The organism is Pseudarthrobacter sp. H2 (assembly GCF_050157045.1).
Classification (GTDB): Bacteria; Actinomycetota; Actinomycetes; order Actinomycetales; family Micrococcaceae; genus Arthrobacter.
The window spans coordinates 3,425,302-3,444,892 of record NZ_CP189594.1; the positions used below are offsets into that span (position 1 = coordinate 3,425,302).

Genomic DNA, 19,591 nt, shown 5'->3' on the forward strand with positions numbered 1-19,591 from the left:
GAATTACCTTTCAAGCCGGTGAGGCAGTGATCGAGCCCCGGTGATCGAGCCTGTCGAGATCGGTTTCGACAAGCTCAACCACCGGATGCTGGTCTAGTCTTCAAACTCGGAAAGCGGCGGGCAGGAGCAGATCAGGTTGCGGTCGCCGGCGGCGCCGTCGATCCGGCCGACCGGCGGGAAGTACTTGTCCTGCTTGAGGTGGTGGACGGGGAATGCGGCCTGCTCGCGCGGGTACGCCCGTGCCCAGTCGGTGCTGATGACCGCGGCGGCCGTGTGCGGTGCGTTGCGCAGCGGGCTGTCCGCGACCGTGAAGTCGCCATTGGCCACCTGGTCGATTTCCTGCCGGATGGTGATCATCGCTTCAATGAACCGGTCGATCTCCGCGAGGTCCTCGGATTCGGTGGGCTCCACCATCAGCGTGCCGGCAACCGGGAACGCCAGCGTGGGGGCGTGGAAGCCGTAGTCGATGAGGCGCTTGGCGACGTCCTCGGCGGTGACGCCGGTCCTGGACGTGAGCTCGCGCAGGTCCAGGATGCACTCGTGCGCCACGAGGCCGCCCGCGCCGGTGTAGAGCACCGGGAAGAACTCATCCAGGCGCGCCGCGACGTAGTTGGCCGCGAGCAGCGCCGACTTGGTGGCCTCGGTCAGTCCCCGGCCGCCCATCAGCTTCACATAGGCCCAGGAGATCGGCAGCACGCCGGCCGAACCGTAGCGGGTGGCGGAGATCGGGGTGCCGCCGGCGCCGTTGGCCGGGTCGGCGGCGTTGCCGGGCATGAAGGGCGCCAGGTGCGCCTTCGCTGCGACTGGGCCGACGCCGGGGCCGCCGCCGCCGTGCGGGATGCAGAAGGTCTTGTGCAGGTTCAGGTGCGAGACGTCGCCGCCGAACAGGCCCGGCTGAGCCAGCCCGACGAGGGCGTTGAGGTTGGCGCCGTCCACGTAGACCTGGCCGCCGGCGGCGTGGACGGCGTCGCAGACCTCGCGGACGTCGGCGTCGTACACCCCGTGGGTGGACGGGTAGGTGATCATGATCGCGGCCAGCGCGTCCTTGTGCAGCTCGATCTTGGCGGTGAGGTCGGCGTGGTCGATCGTACCGTCGGAGGAAGTGGCGACCACGACGACCTTCATGCCGGCCAGCACGGCGGAGGCGGCGTTGGTGCCGTGCGCGGAGGCGGGGATCAGGCAGATGTTGCGCCCCGCCTCGCCGCGGGAGCGGTGGTAGCCGCGGATGGCCAGCAGGCCGGCCAGCTCGCCCTGGGAACCGGCGTTGGGCTGGATGGAGACCTGGTCGTAGCCGGTGATCTCGGTCAGCTGCGCCTCGAGGTCCTCGATCAGTTCACGCCAGCCGGCGGTCTGGGACTCGGGGGCGAAGGGGTGGATGGAGGCGAACTCCGGCCAGGACATGGCCTCCATCTCCGCGGTGGCGTTCAGCTTCATAGTGCACGAGCCCAGCGGGATCATGGTGCGGTCCAGCGCGAGGTCGCGGTCCGAGAGCCGGCGGATGTAGCGCAGCAGCTGGGTCTCGGAGCGGTGGGTGTTGAAGACCGGGTGCTGCAGGTAGTCCGAGGTCCGTTCGACGGCGGCGTCCAGGGCGAAGGCGGCGTCGGAGGCGCTGCCCGCCACGCCGGCGCCGAAGGCGGCCACGACGTCGGCGACGATGCCCGCCGTCGTCGCCTCATCGGTGGAGATGCCGACCGTGTCCGCGTCGATGGCACGCAGGTTGATGCCCTTGGCCTCGGCGGCGGCGATGATTCCGGCGGCCTTGCCCGGGACGGAGACGGTGACGGTGTCGAAGAAGGACGTGTGCAGCACGGAAAGGCCGGCGGCCTTCAGCGACGCGGCGATCGTCCTGGCATGGCCGTGCGTGGTTTCGGCGATTGCCTTGAGGCCGTCCGGGCCGTGATAGACGGCGTAGAAGGAGGACACGATGGCCAGCAGCGCCTGCGCGGTGCAGATGTTGGAGGTGGCCTTCTCGCGGCGGATGTGCTGCTCGCGGGTCTGCAGCGCCAGGCGGTACGCGGGAACGCCGGCGTCGTCCTTGGACACGCCGACCAGCCGGCCCGGCATGGACCGCTCGAGGCCCTTCTGCACAGCCATGTAGGCGGCGTGCGGGCCGCCGAAGAACAGCGGGACGCCGAAGCGCTGGGTGGAGCCGACGGCGATGTCCGCGCCCTGCTCGCCAGGAGGGGTGATGAGCGTCAGGGCCAGCAGGTCGGCGGCGACGGTGACGAGGGCGCCGCGTTCCTTGGCCTCGGCGATGACGGCGGAGTGGTCGAACACCCGGCCCGAAACGCCGGGCTGCTGGAGCACGACGCCGTTGATGACGCCGTCGGGCAGGCCCTTGGACAGGTCGGCGACCTCGACCTCGAAGCCGAGCGCCTCGGCGCGGCCCTTGACGATGGCGATGGTCTGCGGCAGGCAGTCGGCGTCCAGCACGGTCTTGCCGTCGTGGGCGGCCTTGTTCTTGTTCGCCCGGCGCATCATCAGCACGGCCTCGGCGACGGCGGTGGCCTCGTCCAGCAGGGAGGCGTTGGCGACCGGCAGGCCCACGAGGTCCTGGACCATGGTCTGGAAGTTCAGCAGCGCCTCGAGCCGGCCCTGCGAGATTTCCGGCTGGTACGGCGTGTAGGCGGTGTACCAGGCGGGGGCCTCGAGGATGTTCCGGCGGATCACCGGCGGGGTCAGGGTGTCGTAGTAGCCCTGGCCGATCATCTGGACAGCGGTCTTGTTCTTCGCGGCGATCCTGCGCAGTTCGGCGAGGACTTCGACCTCGCTGAGGGCTTCGGAGAGCTCCAGCGGGGAGTCCTGCCTGATGTCTTTCGGGACGGCGGTGTCCACGAGCGCATCGACGGTGTCGTAGCCGACAGCCTTCAGCATGGCGTCGACGTCGGACTGGCGGCGGGCGCCGATATGCCGGTCAACGAAGGACGTGGAGGCTGGGGTAACAGTCACAAGGAACTCCATAAATAAGGCGGCGCAGGGTGCGCCACATTGGTTCGGGTTCCTCCCCGCTCTGTATTGGACCTGAGAGTTTCCGCTTTGCCCGCTGTCGCAGGCGCCGCTTGCACCGTCGGTGAGCACAGCATGTCAGGGCCAATTGTCCGGGACGGACCCGGAGCCGGGCTGGACAGCCTGCTACTTTCCAGAGTTGCCTTGCCGCGGCGGTACATGGGCCTGAGAGATTCCTGGGGAGGGTTTGCTCCTACGGCGCCTGCTTGTACCTACTAGCAGAACTCTCCCGCCGCAGATCAAAGGCATATTCAATTGCGGTGACAACAGTCACTGGCCCCCATTGTCCTCCGTCCGGCCCGCGTCTGCAAACTCCTACGAGGGACAGCCGCAGGCTCAGCCGCGCAGCCGTTCGACGGCGGCCGGCAGGCTTTCGACGTCGGCCGGCAGGCTTTCGACGTCGGCCGGCAGATCGGCACCGCCAGGCGGTCCGCGGCCGCGAAGTCGCCGGTCAGCACGCGGGCTCGCCGGAAGGTTGCTGCGATCTGGCACGCTTCCGGCGACTTCGGCAGTCGGGGACTATATCGACAGCCGCAAACCGCTCAGCCGCGCAGCCGTTCGACGGCGGCCAGCAGGCTTTCGACGTCGGCCGGCAGAACGGCACCGCCAGGCGGTCCGCGGCCGCGAAGTCGCCGGTCAGCACGCGGGCTCGCCGGAAGGTTGCTGCGATCTGGCACGCTTCCGGCGACTTCGGCAGCCGGGGACTATATCGACAGCCGCAAACCGCTCAGCCGCGCAGCCGTTCGACGGCGGCCAGCAGGCTTTCGACGTCGCCGCCCACCTCGGGGAGCGGGCCGCCGGGGCCGCGGGCCAGCATGGCGTTGAAGTACAGCCCGTCCCCCATGTACAGGACGGCCTTGGCCATCCCGGGGCCGATGTCGGCGGCCAAAAGTTCGAGCCAGCGGGCCTGGCCGGCCGCGAAGCGGTGCAGGGTCTCCTCATGCGCGACTTCGGCCAGCCGGGTGGCGGCCACGAAGACCCGGTCCATCGGGGTGTCCGCCCAGACCGAGGACTTGATGAAGTAGGCTGCGGCACCTTCCGGAGCGGCCGCCATGGCCTTGACGTCCTCGGCAAGGAGCCGGTCCAGCCGTTCGAGCAGCACGGAGATCATGGCTTCCTTGTTCGGGAAGTGGTACAGCAGCCCGCCCTTGGAGACCCCCGCCAGCCTGGCGACGGCATCCAGCGTCGCTGCCCGCTCGCCCTCATCGATCAGGAGGGATTCGAAGGCATCAAGGACGGCTTCGCGGGCTACGGGTTTTCTGGCCATGGTTCCTATCATGCCCGGCACCGGCACCATTTCTTAACTATACCGTCCAGACGGTATAGTTATCTTCATGAGCAACACATCTTTCAGCCCGCTCACCGGCAGCACCGCCACGCCGACTGTCCCGGCCCCGCGCGCACCGTGGCGCGACTGGCTGGCCCTGGCCGTGCTGATGTTCCCGGTACTGCTCGTGGCGGTGGACAACACCGCGCTGACCTTCGCGCTGCCGTCCATCGCCCGCAGCCTCGACGCCACCGGCGTCCAGCTGCTCTGGATTGTCGACGCCTACCCCCTGGTCCTGGCGGGACTGCTCGTGGCGATGGGCAGCCTGGGCGACAGGATCGGCCGCCGCAAGCTGCTCCTGATCGGCAGCGCCGGTTTCGCCGCGGTCTCGGCGGCGACCGCCTTCGCACCGAGCGCCGAATGGCTGATCGCCGGCCGCGTCGGACTGGGATTCTTCGGCGCGATGCTGATGCCGTCCACGCTCTCCCTGATCCGCAACATCTTCCCGCAGCCCAACAGGCGCCGGCTGGCCGTGGCCATCTGGGCTGCAGGCTTCTCCGGCGGCGCCGCGCTCGGCCCGATCTTCGGCGGCTGGCTCGTGGAGCACTTCTGGTGGGGTGCAATCCTGCTGGTGGCGGTGCCGATCATCCTGCCGCTGCTGGTGCTCGGCCCGGTCCTGGTCCCGGAATCGCGCGACCCCCAGCCGGGCCGGGTGGACGTTCCCAGCATCATCCTGTCCCTGCTGGTGATGGTTCCCGTGGTCTACGGCATCAAGGCCCTCGCCACCCACGGCCTGGCACCGGAACCCGTTGCCGCGATGGGCTTCGGCCTGCTCATGGGCTACGTCTTCATCCGCCGGCAGCGGGCCCTGCTGCACGGGACTCGGGAACAAGGAGGTCGGGCCCCGAACGGCAAGGAGCAGTCCGCCGCGGCGTCACCGCTGCTGGACGTCAGCCTCTTCGGCAACAGGGTCTTCAGCACGGCGATTACCGCCAACGTCCTGGCGTTGTTTTCCTTCAACGGCTTCATTTTGTTCCTGGCCCAGCACCTGCAACTGCTGGAGGGCCAGTCCCCCTCCGAGTCCGGCGTCGCCATGATCCCGGCGCTGATCGCCACCGTCGCGGCGGGCCTGCTCGTCGTGCCGCTCGTGCGGAAGGTCCGTCCCGGCTTCGTCGTGGCCGGCGGACTCCTGCTGAGCGCGGCGGGCTACTTCCTGGTGGCCTTCGGTGACCACAGCCACGGCCCGGGGATCCTGCTGGCCGCCCTGCTGGTCCTCTGCCTCGGCGTCGGCGCGGCCGAAACGATCTCCAACGACCTGATCCTGGGCGCGGCCCCGGCGGAGAAATCCGGCGCTGCCGCGGCGATCTCCGAGACCGGCTACGAGGTGGGGTCCCTGCTGGGCACGGCGATTCTGGGGTCCATCCTGACCGCCTCCTACCAGCGCAACCTCCACCTGCCCGCGGGACTGGGCGAACCGGCGGCCGGCCAATCAACCGGTACGGCCACCGCGCAGGCAGGCGAGACGCTCGCCGGTGCCGTCGAGCTGGCGCAGTCCCTGCCGGCGCCGCTGGCGGAGGCGGTGACGGCGGCCGCCCGTGCCGCCTTCGAATCAGGCGTCCACGTCACGGCCGCCATCGCGCTGGTGCTGATGGCCGGAGCGTCCGTCCTCGCCGCCGCCGCCCTCCGCAAGGTGCCCACCGCACGCTGACGGAGCGGACGACGGCGGCCAGCCGGCTCAGCTTCCCTCGACGAAGGCCTTGAGCGCGTCCAGCAGGCCGTTGGTGCCTTCCTTGCGGCCTGCCACCTGGGCCGCATCGCTTTCGACGCTGCCGGTGAAGAAGGCGCCCTGCTCGGTCAGGGTCAGCCGGGTGCCGTCGCCGTCGGGCTCCAGCTCCAGGGTGCTGAGCGAAACGGACATGCGCACCCCATCCAGGAGCATCTCGTAGGTGTAGACGATCCGTTCGTTCTCCACGATGTCGTGGTAGACCGCGTGCATCGTGGAGACGAAGCCGCCGGCGGGGCCGCCGACGTCCGTCTCGCGGCCGCCCTCCCTGAAGTCCAGGTTCGACTCCCCCTGGTTCCATTCGGGCGGCCCGGCGAACCACTTTTTCTTGCTCGCATGGTCCGAGAACGCGCGGAAAACGCTCGACGGCGAGGCGTTCAGCTGGCGCTCCAGGCTGAAACTGGCGTGCGTGATGGGGGTGCTCATGGCGGACTCCTGGTATCTGTTCAGTGGGGTGGCTGGGTATCCAGAAAGCTCTCAAGCCGGTCGAGTCGGCGCTCCCCCGGCGTCCGGCGCTGGCCCAGCCAGTTCTCTGCGCGCCGGACCGCGGCAGGGTTGACGCTGCAGCTGCGCACCCGGCCGATCTTTTCGCTGCGGATCAGGCCGCTGGCTTCCAGGACCTGAAGATGCTGCACAATCCCGGGCAGGCTCATCCCGAACGGCTCCGCCAACTGGGAGACCGTGGCCGGCCCCTCGCAGAGCCTGACGAGCATGGCGCGGCGGGTGGGGTCGGCGAGCGCATGGAAGACGCCGTCGAGCTCCTGATCCCCTGCTTGCGGTTGCGCTGGATTGTTAAGCACATACTTAAGTATTCGCTGTCCGCGGCGGAAGTCAAGGGCATCGTCGCGGGTTAAAGAGAGGCGTCCGGCGCCGGGAGGAACCCGGCGTCGGACGCTCTGGAAAGCTTGCGGTAAAGGGCGAGCGGTGCTACTTGCTGTTGGCGGTGGTGACGCTGGCCGTGGGCTTCATGGTCTCGGCGTTTACCAGCCAGGCGAACTGCTCCAGCCTGGCGATGATGGCGTGCAGCAGGTCCGCCGACGTGGGGTCCTCTTCGTCCACCTCGTCGTGGACCTTGCGCATCGTGCCGACTGCCGCCTCAAGGGCGGCGACGATCCGTTCGATCGCATCCTTGGTATTGATCAGGCCAGCCGGGAATTCGGCCAGGGACGTGGACTTGGAGACCGTCGAGCTGCGGCCGTCCGGCAGTGCGTGGAGGGCGCGCATGCGCTCCGCCGTCTCGTCCGCGAAGACACGTGCCGCATCGATGATCTCGTCCAACTGCAGGTGAAGGTCCCGGAAGTTGGTTCCCACAATGTTCCAGTGCGCCTGCTTGCCCTGGATGTGAAGCTCAATCAGGTCCGCGAGGACTGCCTGCAGGTTGGCCGTGAGAGTAGGTGATGCTTTCATGAATCCTCCTGGGTGGGTCCGATACCGTTTCGCCCGCTGCCGCTGGGGCCGGTACTCCAGACGCTACTCCGGCGGGATCCGGCCGGCGACGATCCCGGCCGGAATTTCTCAGTCAGCTTACTAAGCGGCCTGGGCGCGGGCCTGCCTTCGGCGCGGCCCGGCGTCGTTGTTACCGGAAGTGCTTGCTTCCAGCAAGTGCCTGCTACCAGAAGTGCTTGTTACCAGAAGTGCGCGACGTCGACCACGAGGCGTGATCCTGCGTCGGGGCCGGCCAGGGTGAACACCCGGAACGGCAGCCGTGCCCGGACCCCGAGCCCCAGGCCGGAGTAGCCTTCGAAACTGCCTGCCCACGCCACCTGCCGGAAGGTCTGGTAGCCGGTTACATTGCTCAGTTCGTTCTTGTCCGCCGGGTTGTAGGTGGCCTTGCCGCTGTCGTCGTAGGCGGGCGCGTTGACAGTGACACGGAGGAACGCCTGGCCCCGCAACGGGATCGGTGCCCCGGAGCCTTCCTGCCCCACTTCCTTGACATAGCCGACGGTGTAGCCGGCCACTGCTCCGTTGAGGTCAATGACCAGCCGGTCGAAGCAGTAGTGCTGCCCGGTCCTGACGTTGACCACCTTCGCCTGGCTCATGGCGGGATCCGCCTTGACGAGCGATCCCCAGACCAGCCCGCAGTAGGAGTCCGCGACGGCGGGGCCGGGAGCCAGCAGGCCCAGACCGGCGGCCATCAGAAGGGCGACAAGCCACACCTGGATCTTTTTCAACTCGGCTACCCCCTCAAAGGATCAGACAGTTCAAGCGTACGAGCGCCCGTGCCTGCTGGCGAGAGCTTCACCGGCTTCGGCGCCCAACCGTTAATCTGGGCCGCGCCGGGTCACAAAACGGCGAAGCGCCGGCACCCGTGCGGGTCCGGCGCGTCGCGATGCCTGCTGCTGCACGCTGTGGAGTTGATGGCGTGCCGGCGGGTCCTAGCCTTCGCAGTCGCGGCAGTAATTCAGGCCGTTCTTTTCACGGGCCACCTGTGACCGGTGGCGGACCAGGAAGCAGGAGGAACAGGTGAATTCATCAAACTGTTGGGGAACGACGACGACGGTCAGTTCTTCGCCGGACAGATCCGCGCCGGGAAGGTCGATTCCCTCGGCGGTGTCGTTCTCCTCGACGTCGATGACAGCAGTCTGCGCGCCGCCGCCACGGGAAGCCTGCAGGGCCTCCAGCGATTCAGCCGGGGATTCTTCTTCTGTCTTGCGTGGGGCGTCGTAATCGGTAGCCATGGCGGGGTTCACTTTCGTTGCTGCGCAGCGCCATTTCAGGCGTATCAGTGAAGCAGTTTAGGTCATTATGCACGCAGTTGGGGGATATGGGACAAAACTGCACCGCGCGCGGGCCGGGCGCCGGGACCCGCGGCACCGCCCAGCACCCGTCCGGTCCCCGCCGCGGGGATAATTGAAGCCGCGCGCCGGCCACCAGGCCAGCTGCGCAGCCGGGGGAAGGATAACGAATGGGCGAGGACAGCCAGCCACAGACAAGGCTCTGGACACGGAACTTTGTCCTCGCGATCGTGACCAACCTTTTCATCTCGATGGTGTTTTACCTGCTCATGACATCGATGGCGCTCTACGCCGTGGAGCGTTTCCAGGCCTCGGACAGCGCCGCCGGGTTCGCCTCGAGCGCCTTCATCGTGGGTTCCATGGTGGCCCGCCTCTTCGCCGGGCGGCTGCTGGACACCCTCGGCCGGCGCCGCGTACTCCTGGCCAGCCTCGCCGTGTTCGTCGTGGCATCGCTGCTGTACCTGCCGGCGAACACGCTGGGCCTGCTGCTGGCATTGCGCTTCGTCCACGGACTGGCATTCGGTGCCGGGAACACAGCGATCGCAGCTGCGGTCCAGACCCTGATCCCGCCCGCGCGGCGGAGCGAGGGCACCGGGTACTTCGGCCTGTCCGCCACGCTCGCCACGGCCCTGGGACCGTCCCTGGCCATCCAGCTCTCCTCGAACGGAGAGTACGAGGGCATCTTCTACTTCTGCGCCGCCTCCTCCGTGATCTCGCTCATCATTGCGTTCACGCTGCGCCTGCCCGAGCGGGTCCGCAGCCCCGGGAAGCACTCCGGGCACCACGAACCCAGCCGCCGGTCACGTCTCTCCGCCCTGCTGGATCCCGATGCCCTGCCCATCGCAAGTGTCATTTTCGTCGTCGGCCTCGCCTACTCGGGCATCCTCGCCTTTCTCGTGTCCTATGCCAAGGCCCGGGGAATGTCCGACTCAGCGGGGATCTTCTTCCTGCTCTATGCCGCAGCGGTGCTGGCCTCGAGGTTGTTCGTCGGACGGATCCAGGACCGCCGGGGCGACAACAGCGTCATGTATCCGACGCTGGCATTCTTCGCCCTGGGCCTGGCCATGCTGGCACTCGAACCGAGCGTCTGGAGCATCGGGCTGGCCGGGATCCTGGTTGGTTTCGGCTTCGGGGCACTGTTGCCGTGTGCCCAGACGATTGCAGTCACCGCGGTGCCCCCAGCGCGCATGGGCACCGGTATTTCCACGTTTTACTTCATGCTCGACGCCGGGACGGGGCTGGGACCGGTGGTCCTGGGTGCGCTCGTCCCCGTGCTGGGCTACGCCGGGATGTACGGCGCCCTGAGCCTGCTGATGTGTTCTGCGGTCCTGCTGTACTTCCTGGTCCACGGGCGCACGCACCGCGGCCCGCGGAGGGCGTAGGCGGGCTCATCCCCATGCCCCGGTCACCGCGCATGAAAAACCCCTCCGTTCGGGGCAAAATCGCCGGAACGGAGGGGTTCGTAGGGCCCCCTGTCGGATTCGAACCGACGACCCCCGCTTTACAAGAGCGGTGCTCTGGCCAACTGAGCTAAGGAGGCATTCCTGTGTCACGCCGGGCGCAGGACCCCGATCAGGGGCCTGGCGCCATGACGCTAGACAAGGTTAGCCCAAGCACGCCCGGTGGTAAAAATGCTGGTCAAAAACGCCGGGAAGGAACCGATGTAACCGTGGCGAGAAACCAACAGCCAACCCGGTCCCGGATGAAGCCGGAACCGGGCCAACAGCTGTTGCCGCTGCTGGGTGCTGCTACTTCTTGGCGTCGATGGCGGCCTGCAGGAACTGGTCGAACGGAGTCTGGGCACTGTCGCCCTTGCCCCACTGCTTGCCTTCCACAAAGACGGTGGGCGTACCCGTAACCCCGATGACCTGGGCCTCCTGGGTGGTGTGCTTCACGTACGGGCGGTAGGTCTTGTCGTCCACGCACTTGTCGATGCTCTTGGCCCCGACGTCGGCGGCCATCTTCTTCAGTTCCGAATCTGACAGGCCGGCCGTGCCTTCAGCGGGCTGCTTGTCAAAGAGGGCGTTGACCAAGTCCGAGTACTTGTCCGGGGACTCGTTGACGACGCAGGCGGCGGCGTTGGCCGCGCGGGACGAGTAGTTGGTGGTGGAGCGGCTGTCCAGGAAGCCCAGCGGGCGGTATTCCACCGTGATCTTGCCTTCGTTGCGCAGTTTGGTCAGTCCTGTGTTGTACTGCGCCTCGAAGCTCTTGCACACCGGGCAGATGAAGTCGATGTAGACGACCACCTTCACGGGTTTGCCGGACTCGGCCTCGGCGCCGGGGGCCGTGACCTCTGCCGGCGGCGTGGCCGGGGCGGCGGGAAGGTCGGCCATGCTGATGGTTGCCGGGTCCGGCTTGGCCACGTCGGTGTTGGCCAGCAGGGTGACGCCGCCGTGGATGTTGCCGTTGGCCGGAGTGGGGCCCTCGTCGGCGATCGGGGTGTTCTTCTGGATGTTGGAGGTGACCACGAGTGCCACGATCACGATGATGGCCACGACGGCCACCACGATGCCCCAGCCGATGAGCAGCTTGTTGCGTTTTTCCTTCTTCAGTTGCGCCTCGCGGATCTCCCGTGCTTTTTCGCGGGCCGCGGCAGTTCGCTCTGCCTTGGACTGTCGTGGTTCGTTTGCGGGGCTCATTGGTTCCTCGTGTCGATCGGCGTGGATGGTCCACTCAGTGGCAACTTCATCATTTTAGGGGAGAAAACTGAGAGCTTGCGCTCTCAAGTTTCTCTGCCACGCCCAAAAGGACGAAAGGGCGAATAGCACGGAAGATTCCGTCCGGCTAGGGTGGGTTGAGAGCCACGAGCGAGCCCAGGGGGCACCAATGGAAGCAACCGAACGCGCCGATCACGCGGTTTCAAGCACAGCGACAGCCGCGGAGCACGACTTCATGGTGGTCTCCAACCGGTTGCCCGTGGACCGCTGCGCTGCGGAGGAAAGTGGCTGCGAGGACGGCTGGCGCCGCTCCCCCGGCGGCCTCGTCACGGCCCTGGCTCCGATGATGACCAAGACCGACGGCGCCTGGGTGGGCTGGCACGGGGCACCCGATGAGACCGTCGAGCCCTTCACGCACGGCGGCATCGACCTCGTCCCCGTCCAGCTCAGCACGCAGGACATCGAGCTGTTCTATGAGGGCTTCTCCAACGCGACCCTGTGGCCGCTGTACCACGACGTGATCGCACCGCCGGAGTTCCACCGGACCTGGTGGGACGCCTACCGCAGGGTCAACCGGAGGTTCGCCGACGCCGTCGCGCACCATGCGGCCCCCGGCGCCACCGTCTGGGTGCAGGACTACCAGCTCCAGCTCGTCCCCAAGATGCTCCGCGATGCGCGCCCGGACCTGAGGATCGGTTTCTTCAACCACATCCCCTTCCCCCCGCCGGAGATCTTCGCCCAGCTCCCGTGGCGCCGGGCGATCATCGACGGCCTGCTCGGCGCAGACCTCGTGGGCTTCCAGCGCAGCAGCGACGCGGGGAACTTCATGCGCTCCGCCCGCCGCTTCCTGGGTGCCAGCGTCAAGCAGCAGCAGGTCCATGTCAAGGGCGGCGACGGCGCAACCACCCACATTGCCCGCGCCCAGGCGTTTCCCATCTCCATCGACGTGCAGCAGATCAGCGAGCTGGCACGCAGGCCCGAGATCATCGAGCGCGCCCGCCAGATCCGCCGCGATCTCGGGAATCCCAAGACCATCCTGCTCGGCGTCGACCGCCTCGACTACACCAAGGGCATCCGCCACCGGCTCAAGGCCTACGAGGAACTGCTGGCCGACGGCAAGGTCACCGTGGAGGACGCGGCCCTGATCCAGGTGGCCAGCCCCAGCCGGGAACGCGTGGAGCAGTACCGCCTGCTGCGCGAGGAGGTCGAGGGCACCGTCGGACACATCAACGGCACCTACGACACCATGCAGAACACCGCCGTCCGCTACCTGCACCACAGCTACCCCGTCGAGGAGATGGTGGCGCTGTACCTCGCGGCGGACGTCATGCTGGTCACCGCCCTGCGGGACGGCATGAACCTCGTGGCCAAGGAATACGTCACGGCACGCACCAAAAACGACGGCGCGCTCGTGCTCAGCGAATTTGCCGGCGCCGCGGACCAGCTCAAGCAGGCGCTGCTGATGAACCCGCACGACATCGACGGCCTCAAGGACACCATCATGAAGGCCGTGAACATGCAGCCGGCCGAGGCCGCGCGCCGGATGCGGGCGATGCGCAAGCAGATCCTGGACCACGACGTCGACCGCTGGTCTTCTGAGTTCCTGACCGCCCTGAACGAGAAGGTAATCCGCGATGACACGTGACGCCACCGGCGCCGACAAACCCGGCACGGGCAAGACAGGCGCCGACAATCCCGGCACGACGTCCCTTTCCCTCTCACCGGAGCTGCTGGAGGCGGTCCGCCGGGTCGCCGGCACCGGGCAGCTGCTGGTCACGATGGATTTTGACGGCACCATGGCACCCCTCGTGGACCATGCGGAAGACTCCCGGGCCCTCCCCCGCGCGGCGGCCGCATTCGCCGGGCTGGCCGCCCTCCCGCGGACGACGACGGCGCTCATCTCGGGACGGGCCCTGGCCAGCCTGCGGGCGGTCGCCCTCCCGCCGGAGAACACGCTGCTGATCGGCAGCCACGGCGCGGAAGTCTGGATGGGGCCCGGCTCCGCCCCGCTCACGCTCGACGGCGCCCAGCGGGAACTGCTTGCCGGCGTCCGCCTGGTCCTCGAAGGGATCATGGAACACGCGCCGGGCACGCTGCTGGAGGACAAGCCCGCCGGAGTGGTCCTCCATACCAGGCTCGCGGCCGACGACGTCGCCGCGGATGCGGTGGCCGCGGCCCGTGCCGTGCTGCAGGACCGCCCGGGCGTCTTCCTGAAAACCGGAAACCGCGTGCTGGAGTCCTCCGTGGTCCACGCCTCGAAGGGCGAGGGGGTCGCCTTCCTGAGGCAGGCCACCGGGGCCACGGCCGTGGTCTTCGCCGGGGACGACGTCACCGACGAGGATGCCCTGGGCCGGCTGGTCCCCGGCGACCTGGGGGTCAAGGTGGGCCTCGATTTCACCCAGGCGGAGTTCCGCGTGGAGTCCCCGGTCCAGGTCTGCGACTTCCTGGAGGCGCTGTTGCGGGAGCGGAAACGTGCCGTGGCCGGCGCAGGCTAGGACGGTGTGAGCCGTTTCACCTGTGACGTTCGTAACATTTTGGCCGGAATGCCATATACATGCCATACTCTGGTTGTGATGTGGCGCACAGTTACCGTGCGGCGTCATTGGATACTCCTCGGCTTCGGCCGGGGAGTATGCGCATGAAACGTACAATTGAACAGACAACTGAATAAAACGACCATTCACTACGGATCGTCCGGCACGTACCTGCCGGTGAAGGGATTGATAACTGTGGCTACAGTTACTTTTGATAACGCAACGCGTCTGTACCCGGGCACGGACAAGCCCGCTGTTGACAAGCTCAGCATTGATATCGCCGATGGCGAATTCCTGGTCCTCGTCGGACCCTCAGGCTGTGGAAAATCCACCTCCCTGCGCATGCTCGCAGGTCTCGAGGATGTGAACTCCGGCCGCATCCTCATAGGCGACCGCGATGTCACCGACGTTCCTCCGAAGGACCGCGACATCGCCATGGTCTTCCAGAACTACGCCCTGTACCCGCACATGACCGTCGCGGACAACATGGGCTTCGCGCTGAAGATCGCCGGCATCAGCAAGGAAGAGCGCACCGCGCGGGTCCAAGAGGCCGCCAAGCTCCTGGACCTCGAGCCGTATCTGGACCGCAAGCCGAAGGCGCTCTCCGGCGGCCAGCGACAGCGTGTCGCCATGGGCCGTGCGATCGTGCGGAACCCGCAGGTCTTCCTCATGGACGAGCCGTTGTCCAACCTGGATGCCAAGCTCCGCGTGCAGACCCGGACCCAGATCGCGTCCCTGACCCGCCGCCTGGGCGTCACGACGGTCTATGTGACCCACGACCAGGTCGAGGCGATGACCATGGGTGACCGTGTCGCGGTTCTCAAGGACGGCCTGCTGATGCAGGTCGACACCCCGCGCAACCTCTACGACAAGCCGAAGAACGTGTTCGTAGCAGGCTTCATCGGCTCCCCCGCCATGAACCTGCTCGAGCTTCCGGTGGTCGACGGCGGCGTGCAGTTCGGCGGCACCGTCTACCCCGTTCCGCGCAACATCCTCGACGAGGCGCACGGCAAGACGGTCACCGTCGGTTCCCGTCCGGAAGACCTTGAAAACGCAGCAGAGGGCGAAGGGCTCCAGGTCGAGGTCGACGTCGTCGAGGAACTCGGCGCCGACGCTTACGTCTACGGCCACTCGACCCTGGACGGCAAGAGCCACGACATCGTGGCCCGCGTCGACGGACGCAATCCTCCGAAGAAGGGTGAGTCCATCTGGGTCCGCCCCCAGTCCGGGCACGTCCACCTGTTTGACACCAAGACGGGCCTGCGCCTCGGCGACTAGTCCCCACCGCGACTGACGGCGGCCCCCAAGCCGGGGGCCGCCGTCGGGCTTTAACGCAGGCTGTCAATGCCGACGGTGACCGCAGGCTGTCAATGCAGGTCTTCGGCCCGACTGCCCGGGCCCTGTGCTAGGGTCCCGGGCCCAATGTACGGAAGAATTGATTCATGACCGAGGAAAACAACGCCCAGTGGCACGACGAGCCCACCGACTACGGTCAGATCGGCAAGCTGCCCCGCTTTGAAGCCGCCAGCGCCAACGATGAAAGGGCCCCGGCCTCCAGCTCGCTGAGCATCACGGCCGCCGCCACCGATCCCGAACTCCTGGACCTGCCGTGGCACATCGCCCTCGAGGACTGGCCGGCCGAGAACCTCGCCGCCCTCCCCCGCGGCATCTCGCGCCACATCGTGCGTTTTGCCCACCTTGGCGGATCCGTCATCGCCATCAAGGAAACGTCCGAGCACGTCGCCCGGCACGAGTACCACATGCTCCGCAAGCTCGCCCGGCTGGATGTCCCCGGCGTGGAGCCGGTCGCCGTCATCACCGGGCGGACCACCCGGGACGGGCGTCCGCTGAACCCGGTGCTGGTCACCCGACACCTGAAGTTCTCCATGCCATACCGGGCGCTCTTCTCCCAGATGCTGCGCAAGGACACCCTCACCCGCCTGATCGACGCCCAGGCCCTGCTGCTGGTCCGGCTGCACCTGATCGGTTTCTACTGGGGCGATGTGTCGCTCTCCAACACCCTGTTCCGCCGCGACGCCGGCGCCTTCGCCGCGTACCTCGTGGATGCCGAAACCGGTGAGCTGTACCCGGACCTGTCCACCGGCCAGCGCGAGTACGATCTGGAAATCGCCCGGGTCAACATCGCTGGTGAGCTCATGGACCTCCTCGACGGCGGGCTCATCGAGGAGAAGGTGGACCCGGTGGCCACCAGCGAACTGATCATGGACAGCTACCGGCGGCTGTGGACGGAGCTGACGGCGAAGGAGTCGTTTGAGATCGGGGAGCGCTGGCGCGTGGCGGCCCGCATCCGCCGGCTCAACGAGCTCGGGTTCGATGTCGAGGAATACGCCATCAAGACCACGCAGAACGGCTCCACCATCCAGCTCCAGCCGAAGGTGGTCGACGCCGGGCACCACCAGCGCCGGCTGCTGCGCCTGACCGGCCTGGACGCTCAGGAAAACCAGGCCCGCCGGCTCCTGAACGACATGGACTCCTTCCGGGCGGACAACAACCCGGGCATGGACGAGGAATACAGCGCCCACCTTTGGGTCAGCCAGATCTTCGAGCCGATTGTCCGGGCCATCCCCCGCGATCTGTCCGGCAAGCTCGAGCCGGCCGAGGCGGTGCACGAGGTCCTGGAGCACCGCTGGTACATGTCCGAGGAGGAGAACCGGCATATCCCGCTGGCCGAGGCCGTGCAGTCCTACATTGAGAACGAACTCCGCCACCGCCGGGACGAGGCCGCGATCATGCTCAATCCGGACACGGGGCTGCTCCAGATCCTCGAGGTCGAAACCGAGGAATCACGGTACGGCGCCCACGAGGACGAGTACCCGGACGCCGACGACTGAGGCAGCTCCGGCCAAACTGGCAACGCTCCCCTGGTCCGGGGGTTATTCCCTGGTCCCGGGCTAAATCGCCTTGCCGGGGTTGAGGATGCCGGCGGGATCGAACAGTTCCTTGATCCGGCGCTGCAGTTCGCGCACCGGGGCCTTCTGTTCGAGGCCCAGCCAGCGCAGCTTGTACTGGCCGATCCCGTGTTCTCCCGTGATGGTGCCGCCCATCGCCAGGGCCACCGTGATGGACTCGTCCAGGGCGGCGCCGAGGCGCGTCATCGCTTCCTCGTCCACCACGCTGTCCACCCGGTCCACCCAGAAGGTGGGGTGCAGGTTGCCGTCGCCGGCGTGCGCCACCACCTTGAGCTGGACCCCGTGCGCCACCGCCATGGCTTCGAGGGCGGCCACGTAGTCCACCAGCCGGGAGCGCGGCACGGCGACGTCCTCCCCCACCCGGTATTCGTCGTCGACCTCCACGCCGCGGCTGTTGCGGCGCAGCTCGACGAGCCGCTCCGCCTCGGCGCTGGCCTCGGTGGTCACGACGGCCCCGCCCGCCGCCAGGACCGGACGGATGGCCGCCGCCTCCGCCGCGGCGCCGAAGCCGTCGGTCTGGACCAGCAGCAGGGCCGCGCCCCTCGAGGCCAGGTCCGAACCGTGTATGGCGTCGAGCTGGGCGAGCGAGCCGCCGTCGAGCAGTTCCATGATCGCCGGCTGCACCCGCGCCCTGCCCACGGCCAGGACACCCGCCGCGGCGCTGCGGAAATCCGGGTAGAAGGCGGCGATCGTGTGCACCTCCTGCGGCAGGTACTTGAGCCGCAGGGTGATCCCGACGACGATCCCCAGAGTCCCCTCCGACCCGACGAACAGGCCGGTGAGGTCGTAGCCGGCGACGCCCTTGAAGGTCTGGTGCCCGGTGTGGATGAGGGAGCCGTCCGCCAGCACGACGTCGAGCGCCAGGACGGAGTCCCGGGTCACGCCGTACTTGGCGCACCGCAGGCCGCCCGCATTGGTGGCCACGTTGCCGCCGATCGTGGACAGCTTGAAGCTCGCCGGATCCGGCGCGTACATGAGCCCGTGCACCGCCGCCGCGGCGTTGAGGTCGGCGTTGATCACCCCGGGTTCGACGACGGCGGTCTCGTCGTCCGGGTTCAGGTCCAGGATGCTGTCCATGCGTTCGAGGCCCAGCACCACGCAGCCCTTGCTGGCATGGGCCCCACCGGACACTCCGGTGCCCGCGCCGCGCGCGACCACTGCGACGCCGTGCGCGGCGCAGGCGCGGACCGTAGCCTGGACGTCAGCCACCGACTCGGCCCGGACCACGGCCTGCGGCAGCTGGTAGTCCAGCACCGGGGCCTGGTCCACGGCGTAGGCGGCCAGGGTCGCGGCGTCCACAGCGACCTTCGCCGCACCCAGGACAGTGGTCAGTTCATCGACGATGCTGCTCATGCGGCCTCCGCCCCGCCCATGAAGCGCACGAACCGGTCCAGGACCCCGGGCCAGCCGGCCTCGTACTCCGCCCGAGTGCCGGCCGGATCCTCGGCGCCTTCCCAGCCGGTGTGCACCAGGCGCACCTCGGTGCCGCCCTCGACGGCGCGGAACGAGACGCGAAGCTCGGTGGACCACACTGCCGAGGTTCCGGGATGCCAGCTCGCGTGGAAGGACAGCGGGGGCTGCCAGTCGTCGATTGAGCCCCAGACGGCAGTCCGGCCGTCGTCGGACGTCTCCATGATCAGGTTCTCCTCGAACTCCACGTAGGAGCCCGGACCGTAGACGCCGTGATCTTCCAGGGGCCACCAGAGGTGGGTGTGTTCGGTGAACCCCACGAAGGCGCGGGCGACGGCGCCTGGCACCACAACGGTGTAGACGATGGGATCCAGGCCGTCTGCTGCAGCTGGTTCCGGGCTGTCAGGAGCAGCGTGGCTGAAGAGGTTATCCATGGGCACCAACCATACCGGCACGCCCACGCTCCCTCACATTCTCCAGCTCCCGGGGCGACGCTCCCTCACGTCCCGCAGGCCCCGGGGCGACGCTCCCTCAGTTTCCGTGTGGCCGGCGCCGGGCGGTGAGGAGGGTTGGTTTGCGGGCTCCGGCGGGCTCCGGCCGTGATGCCTGAGGGCTTTCCAGCGCCGGCGTAGGGTGTTCCTTTCGTGGTCTGGTGTGGCTGATGACGCGCGACCTGCCCCACGATGCGCGGATTTCCTGTCGCTACCTGAATCCCGGTAGCGGCAGGGAATCTGCGCGTCGCCAGGCACGAGGCGCCGCGCGGGAGGCCCGGGCCAGGTGGCAACGGCATTACGGATCCTGATATCCGGGTCGGGATTGCTCCTGCGCAGCAGCAAAGGGTCGGTCGTTTTCCTGCGGGGGTGGTGGTGTGGGGTTTGGGGGTTAAATGGCTCGAGCCCCGACATTTGTTGTCGGGGCTCGAGCTCTAATGTGTGTCCGGCGGTGACCTACTCTCCCACACCCTCCCGGGTGCAGTACCATCGGCGCTGTGGGTCTTAGCTTCCGGGTTCGGAATGGGACCGGGCGTTTCCCCCACGCTATGACCGCCGTAACCCTTGCTCCGCACCCTCAGGCCGTGGCCGCGGGGTGGGAAATCTTTGGTTACAACATCCTGCACCGTCCCTTGTCGGGGTGGTGGTGCAGTTGTGGTGTTGTTATGTTGTTGTGGTTTGTTCCCTGGTGCAACGTGCCCGTGGTGTACGGGTTTGTTGTCTGGGAACCACATAGTGGACGCAAGCAGTCTTGTTTCTTTGTACCCTCCCCTGGGTG

At 67.6% G+C, this 19,591-nt stretch carries 16 protein-coding genes, 1 tRNA gene, 1 rRNA gene and 1 riboswitch; of the genes, 6 read left to right on the top strand and 12 right to left on the bottom strand.

What is annotated here, in order from left to right; all coding sequences use genetic code 11:
- Positions 1-93: 93 nt before the first annotated feature.
- Complete coding sequence (gcvP, locus tag ACQCSZ_RS15985; protein WP_427004704.1) at positions 94-2,961, bottom strand: aminomethyl-transferring glycine dehydrogenase; 2,868 nt, start codon at positions 2,959-2,961, stop codon at positions 94-96.
- A gap of 188 nt (positions 2,962-3,149) precedes the next feature.
- A riboswitch (glycine riboswitch) is annotated at positions 3,150-3,248 on the bottom strand.
- 485 nt (positions 3,249-3,733) lie between these two features.
- Complete coding sequence (locus tag ACQCSZ_RS15990; protein ID WP_427004705.1) at positions 3,734-4,273, bottom strand: TetR/AcrR family transcriptional regulator; 540 nt, start codon at positions 4,271-4,273, stop codon at positions 3,734-3,736.
- Between the two features lie 67 nt (positions 4,274-4,340).
- Here ACQCSZ_RS15990 and ACQCSZ_RS15995 point away from each other — a divergent pair, with 67 nt between their 5' ends.
- Positions 4,341-5,981, top strand: a complete 1,641-nt coding sequence (locus ACQCSZ_RS15995; protein WP_427004706.1) for an MFS transporter — start codon at positions 4,341-4,343, stop codon at positions 5,979-5,981.
- Between the two features lie 27 nt (positions 5,982-6,008).
- Here ACQCSZ_RS15995 and ACQCSZ_RS16000 read toward each other — a convergent pair whose 3' ends face one another.
- The 5 genes from ACQCSZ_RS16000 to ACQCSZ_RS16020 form a co-directional block, all read right to left on the bottom strand.
- The gene (locus ACQCSZ_RS16000) at positions 6,009-6,482 is read right to left on the bottom strand and encodes an SRPBCC family protein (RefSeq protein WP_427004707.1); all 474 of its coding nucleotides are present in this window, start codon (positions 6,480-6,482) and stop codon (positions 6,009-6,011) included.
- Positions 6,483-6,502: 20 nt separating this feature from the next.
- Positions 6,503-6,856 carry an ArsR/SmtB family transcription factor gene (locus tag ACQCSZ_RS16005; RefSeq protein ID WP_427004708.1) on the bottom strand — a complete coding sequence of 118 codons (354 nt, stop codon included), beginning with the start codon at positions 6,854-6,856 and terminating at the stop codon, positions 6,503-6,505.
- 127 nt (positions 6,857-6,983) lie between these two features.
- Positions 6,984-7,463 carry a Dps family protein gene (locus ACQCSZ_RS16010; RefSeq protein WP_427004709.1) on the bottom strand — a complete coding sequence of 160 codons (480 nt, stop codon included), beginning with the start codon at positions 7,461-7,463 and terminating at the stop codon, positions 6,984-6,986.
- Positions 7,464-7,681: 218 nt separating this feature from the next.
- On the bottom strand, positions 7,682-8,227 hold the full coding sequence (locus tag ACQCSZ_RS16015) for an AMIN-like domain-containing (lipo)protein (RefSeq protein ID WP_427004710.1): 546 nt from the start codon (positions 8,225-8,227) through the stop codon (positions 7,682-7,684).
- Positions 8,228-8,431: 204 nt separating this feature from the next.
- Positions 8,432-8,734 carry a DUF4193 domain-containing protein gene (locus tag ACQCSZ_RS16020; protein WP_427004711.1) on the bottom strand — a complete coding sequence of 101 codons (303 nt, stop codon included), beginning with the start codon at positions 8,732-8,734 and terminating at the stop codon, positions 8,432-8,434.
- A gap of 227 nt (positions 8,735-8,961) precedes the next feature.
- Between ACQCSZ_RS16020 and ACQCSZ_RS16025 the strand changes: the two genes are divergently transcribed.
- Positions 8,962-10,173, top strand: a complete 1,212-nt coding sequence (locus tag ACQCSZ_RS16025; RefSeq protein WP_427004712.1) for an MFS transporter — start codon at positions 8,962-8,964, stop codon at positions 10,171-10,173.
- Between the two features lie 84 nt (positions 10,174-10,257).
- On the opposite strand, the gene ACQCSZ_RS16030 is transcribed toward ACQCSZ_RS16025, so the two are convergent.
- Positions 10,258-10,331, bottom strand: a tRNA-Thr gene (locus ACQCSZ_RS16030).
- Between the two features lie 208 nt (positions 10,332-10,539).
- Positions 10,540-11,430, bottom strand: a complete 891-nt coding sequence (locus ACQCSZ_RS16035) for a DsbA family protein (protein WP_427004713.1) — start codon at positions 11,428-11,430, stop codon at positions 10,540-10,542.
- A gap of 187 nt (positions 11,431-11,617) precedes the next feature.
- On the opposite strand from ACQCSZ_RS16035, the gene ACQCSZ_RS16040 reads away from it, so the two are divergent.
- The 4 genes from ACQCSZ_RS16040 (at position 11,618) to ACQCSZ_RS16055 (ending at position 16,834) form a co-directional block, all read left to right on the top strand.
- Entirely contained in the window at positions 11,618-13,093 is a 1,476-nt protein-coding gene (locus ACQCSZ_RS16040) for an alpha,alpha-trehalose-phosphate synthase (UDP-forming) (RefSeq protein WP_427004714.1), read from the top strand.
- Complete coding sequence (otsB, locus tag ACQCSZ_RS16045) at positions 13,083-13,943, top strand: trehalose-phosphatase (protein WP_427004715.1); 861 nt, start codon at positions 13,083-13,085, stop codon at positions 13,941-13,943. Before ACQCSZ_RS16040 ends, otsB begins: the two co-directional genes overlap by 11 nt.
- 234 nt (positions 13,944-14,177) lie before the next feature.
- Positions 14,178-15,260, top strand: a complete 1,083-nt coding sequence (locus ACQCSZ_RS16050; protein ID WP_427004716.1) for an ABC transporter ATP-binding protein — start codon at positions 14,178-14,180, stop codon at positions 15,258-15,260.
- 164 nt (positions 15,261-15,424) lie between these two features.
- Positions 15,425-16,834, top strand: a complete 1,410-nt coding sequence (locus tag ACQCSZ_RS16055; protein WP_427004717.1) for a DUF4032 domain-containing protein — start codon at positions 15,425-15,427, stop codon at positions 16,832-16,834.
- Positions 16,835-16,894: 60 nt separating this feature from the next.
- On the opposite strand, the gene ACQCSZ_RS16060 is transcribed toward ACQCSZ_RS16055, so the two are convergent.
- The 3 genes from ACQCSZ_RS16060 to rrf all read right to left on the bottom strand — a co-directional run bounded on the left by ACQCSZ_RS16060 (position 16,895) and on the right by rrf (position 19,373).
- Positions 16,895-18,265: an FAD-binding oxidoreductase gene (locus ACQCSZ_RS16060; protein WP_427004718.1), complete on the bottom strand. Its 1,371-nt coding sequence runs from the start codon at positions 18,263-18,265 to the stop codon at positions 16,895-16,897.
- On the bottom strand, positions 18,262-18,756 hold the full coding sequence (locus tag ACQCSZ_RS16065; RefSeq protein WP_427004719.1) for an SRPBCC domain-containing protein: 495 nt from the start codon (positions 18,754-18,756) through the stop codon (positions 18,262-18,264). The genes ACQCSZ_RS16060 and ACQCSZ_RS16065 overlap by 4 nt, the downstream gene beginning before the upstream one ends.
- 500 nt (positions 18,757-19,256) lie before the next feature.
- Positions 19,257-19,373: ribosomal RNA gene (gene rrf / locus ACQCSZ_RS16070) — 5S ribosomal RNA — on the bottom strand.
- Positions 19,374-19,591 lie beyond the last annotated feature (218 nt).

Excerpts from the sequence above, each read along its gene's own strand:
- gcvP (WP_427004704.1), bottom strand. The coding sequence starts at position 2,961 with ATGGAGTTCCTTGTGACTGTTACCCCAGCCTCCACGTCCTTCGTTGAC.
- ACQCSZ_RS15990 (WP_427004705.1), bottom strand. The coding sequence starts at position 4,273 with ATGGCCAGAAAACCCGTAGCCCGCGAAGCCGTCCTTGATGCCTTCGAA.
- ACQCSZ_RS15995 (WP_427004706.1), top strand. The coding sequence starts at position 4,341 with ATGAGCAACACATCTTTCAGCCCGCTCACCGGCAGCACCGCCACGCCG.
- ACQCSZ_RS16000 (WP_427004707.1), bottom strand. The coding sequence starts at position 6,482 with ATGAGCACCCCCATCACGCACGCCAGTTTCAGCCTGGAGCGCCAGCTG.
- ACQCSZ_RS16010 (WP_427004709.1), bottom strand. The coding sequence starts at position 7,463 with ATGAAAGCATCACCTACTCTCACGGCCAACCTGCAGGCAGTCCTCGCG.
- ACQCSZ_RS16020 (WP_427004711.1), bottom strand. The coding sequence starts at position 8,734 with ATGGCTACCGATTACGACGCCCCACGCAAGACAGAAGAAGAATCCCCG.
- ACQCSZ_RS16025 (WP_427004712.1), top strand. The coding sequence starts at position 8,962 with ATGGGCGAGGACAGCCAGCCACAGACAAGGCTCTGGACACGGAACTTT.
- ACQCSZ_RS16035 (WP_427004713.1), bottom strand. The coding sequence starts at position 11,430 with ATGAGCCCCGCAAACGAACCACGACAGTCCAAGGCAGAGCGAACTGCC.
- ACQCSZ_RS16040 (WP_427004714.1), top strand. The coding sequence starts at position 11,618 with ATGGAAGCAACCGAACGCGCCGATCACGCGGTTTCAAGCACAGCGACA.
- otsB (WP_427004715.1), top strand. The coding sequence starts at position 13,083 with ATGACACGTGACGCCACCGGCGCCGACAAACCCGGCACGGGCAAGACA.
- ACQCSZ_RS16055 (WP_427004717.1), top strand. The coding sequence starts at position 15,425 with ATGACCGAGGAAAACAACGCCCAGTGGCACGACGAGCCCACCGACTAC.
- ACQCSZ_RS16060 (WP_427004718.1), bottom strand. The coding sequence starts at position 18,265 with ATGAGCAGCATCGTCGATGAACTGACCACTGTCCTGGGTGCGGCGAAG.
- ACQCSZ_RS16065 (WP_427004719.1), bottom strand. The coding sequence starts at position 18,756 with ATGGATAACCTCTTCAGCCACGCTGCTCCTGACAGCCCGGAACCAGCT.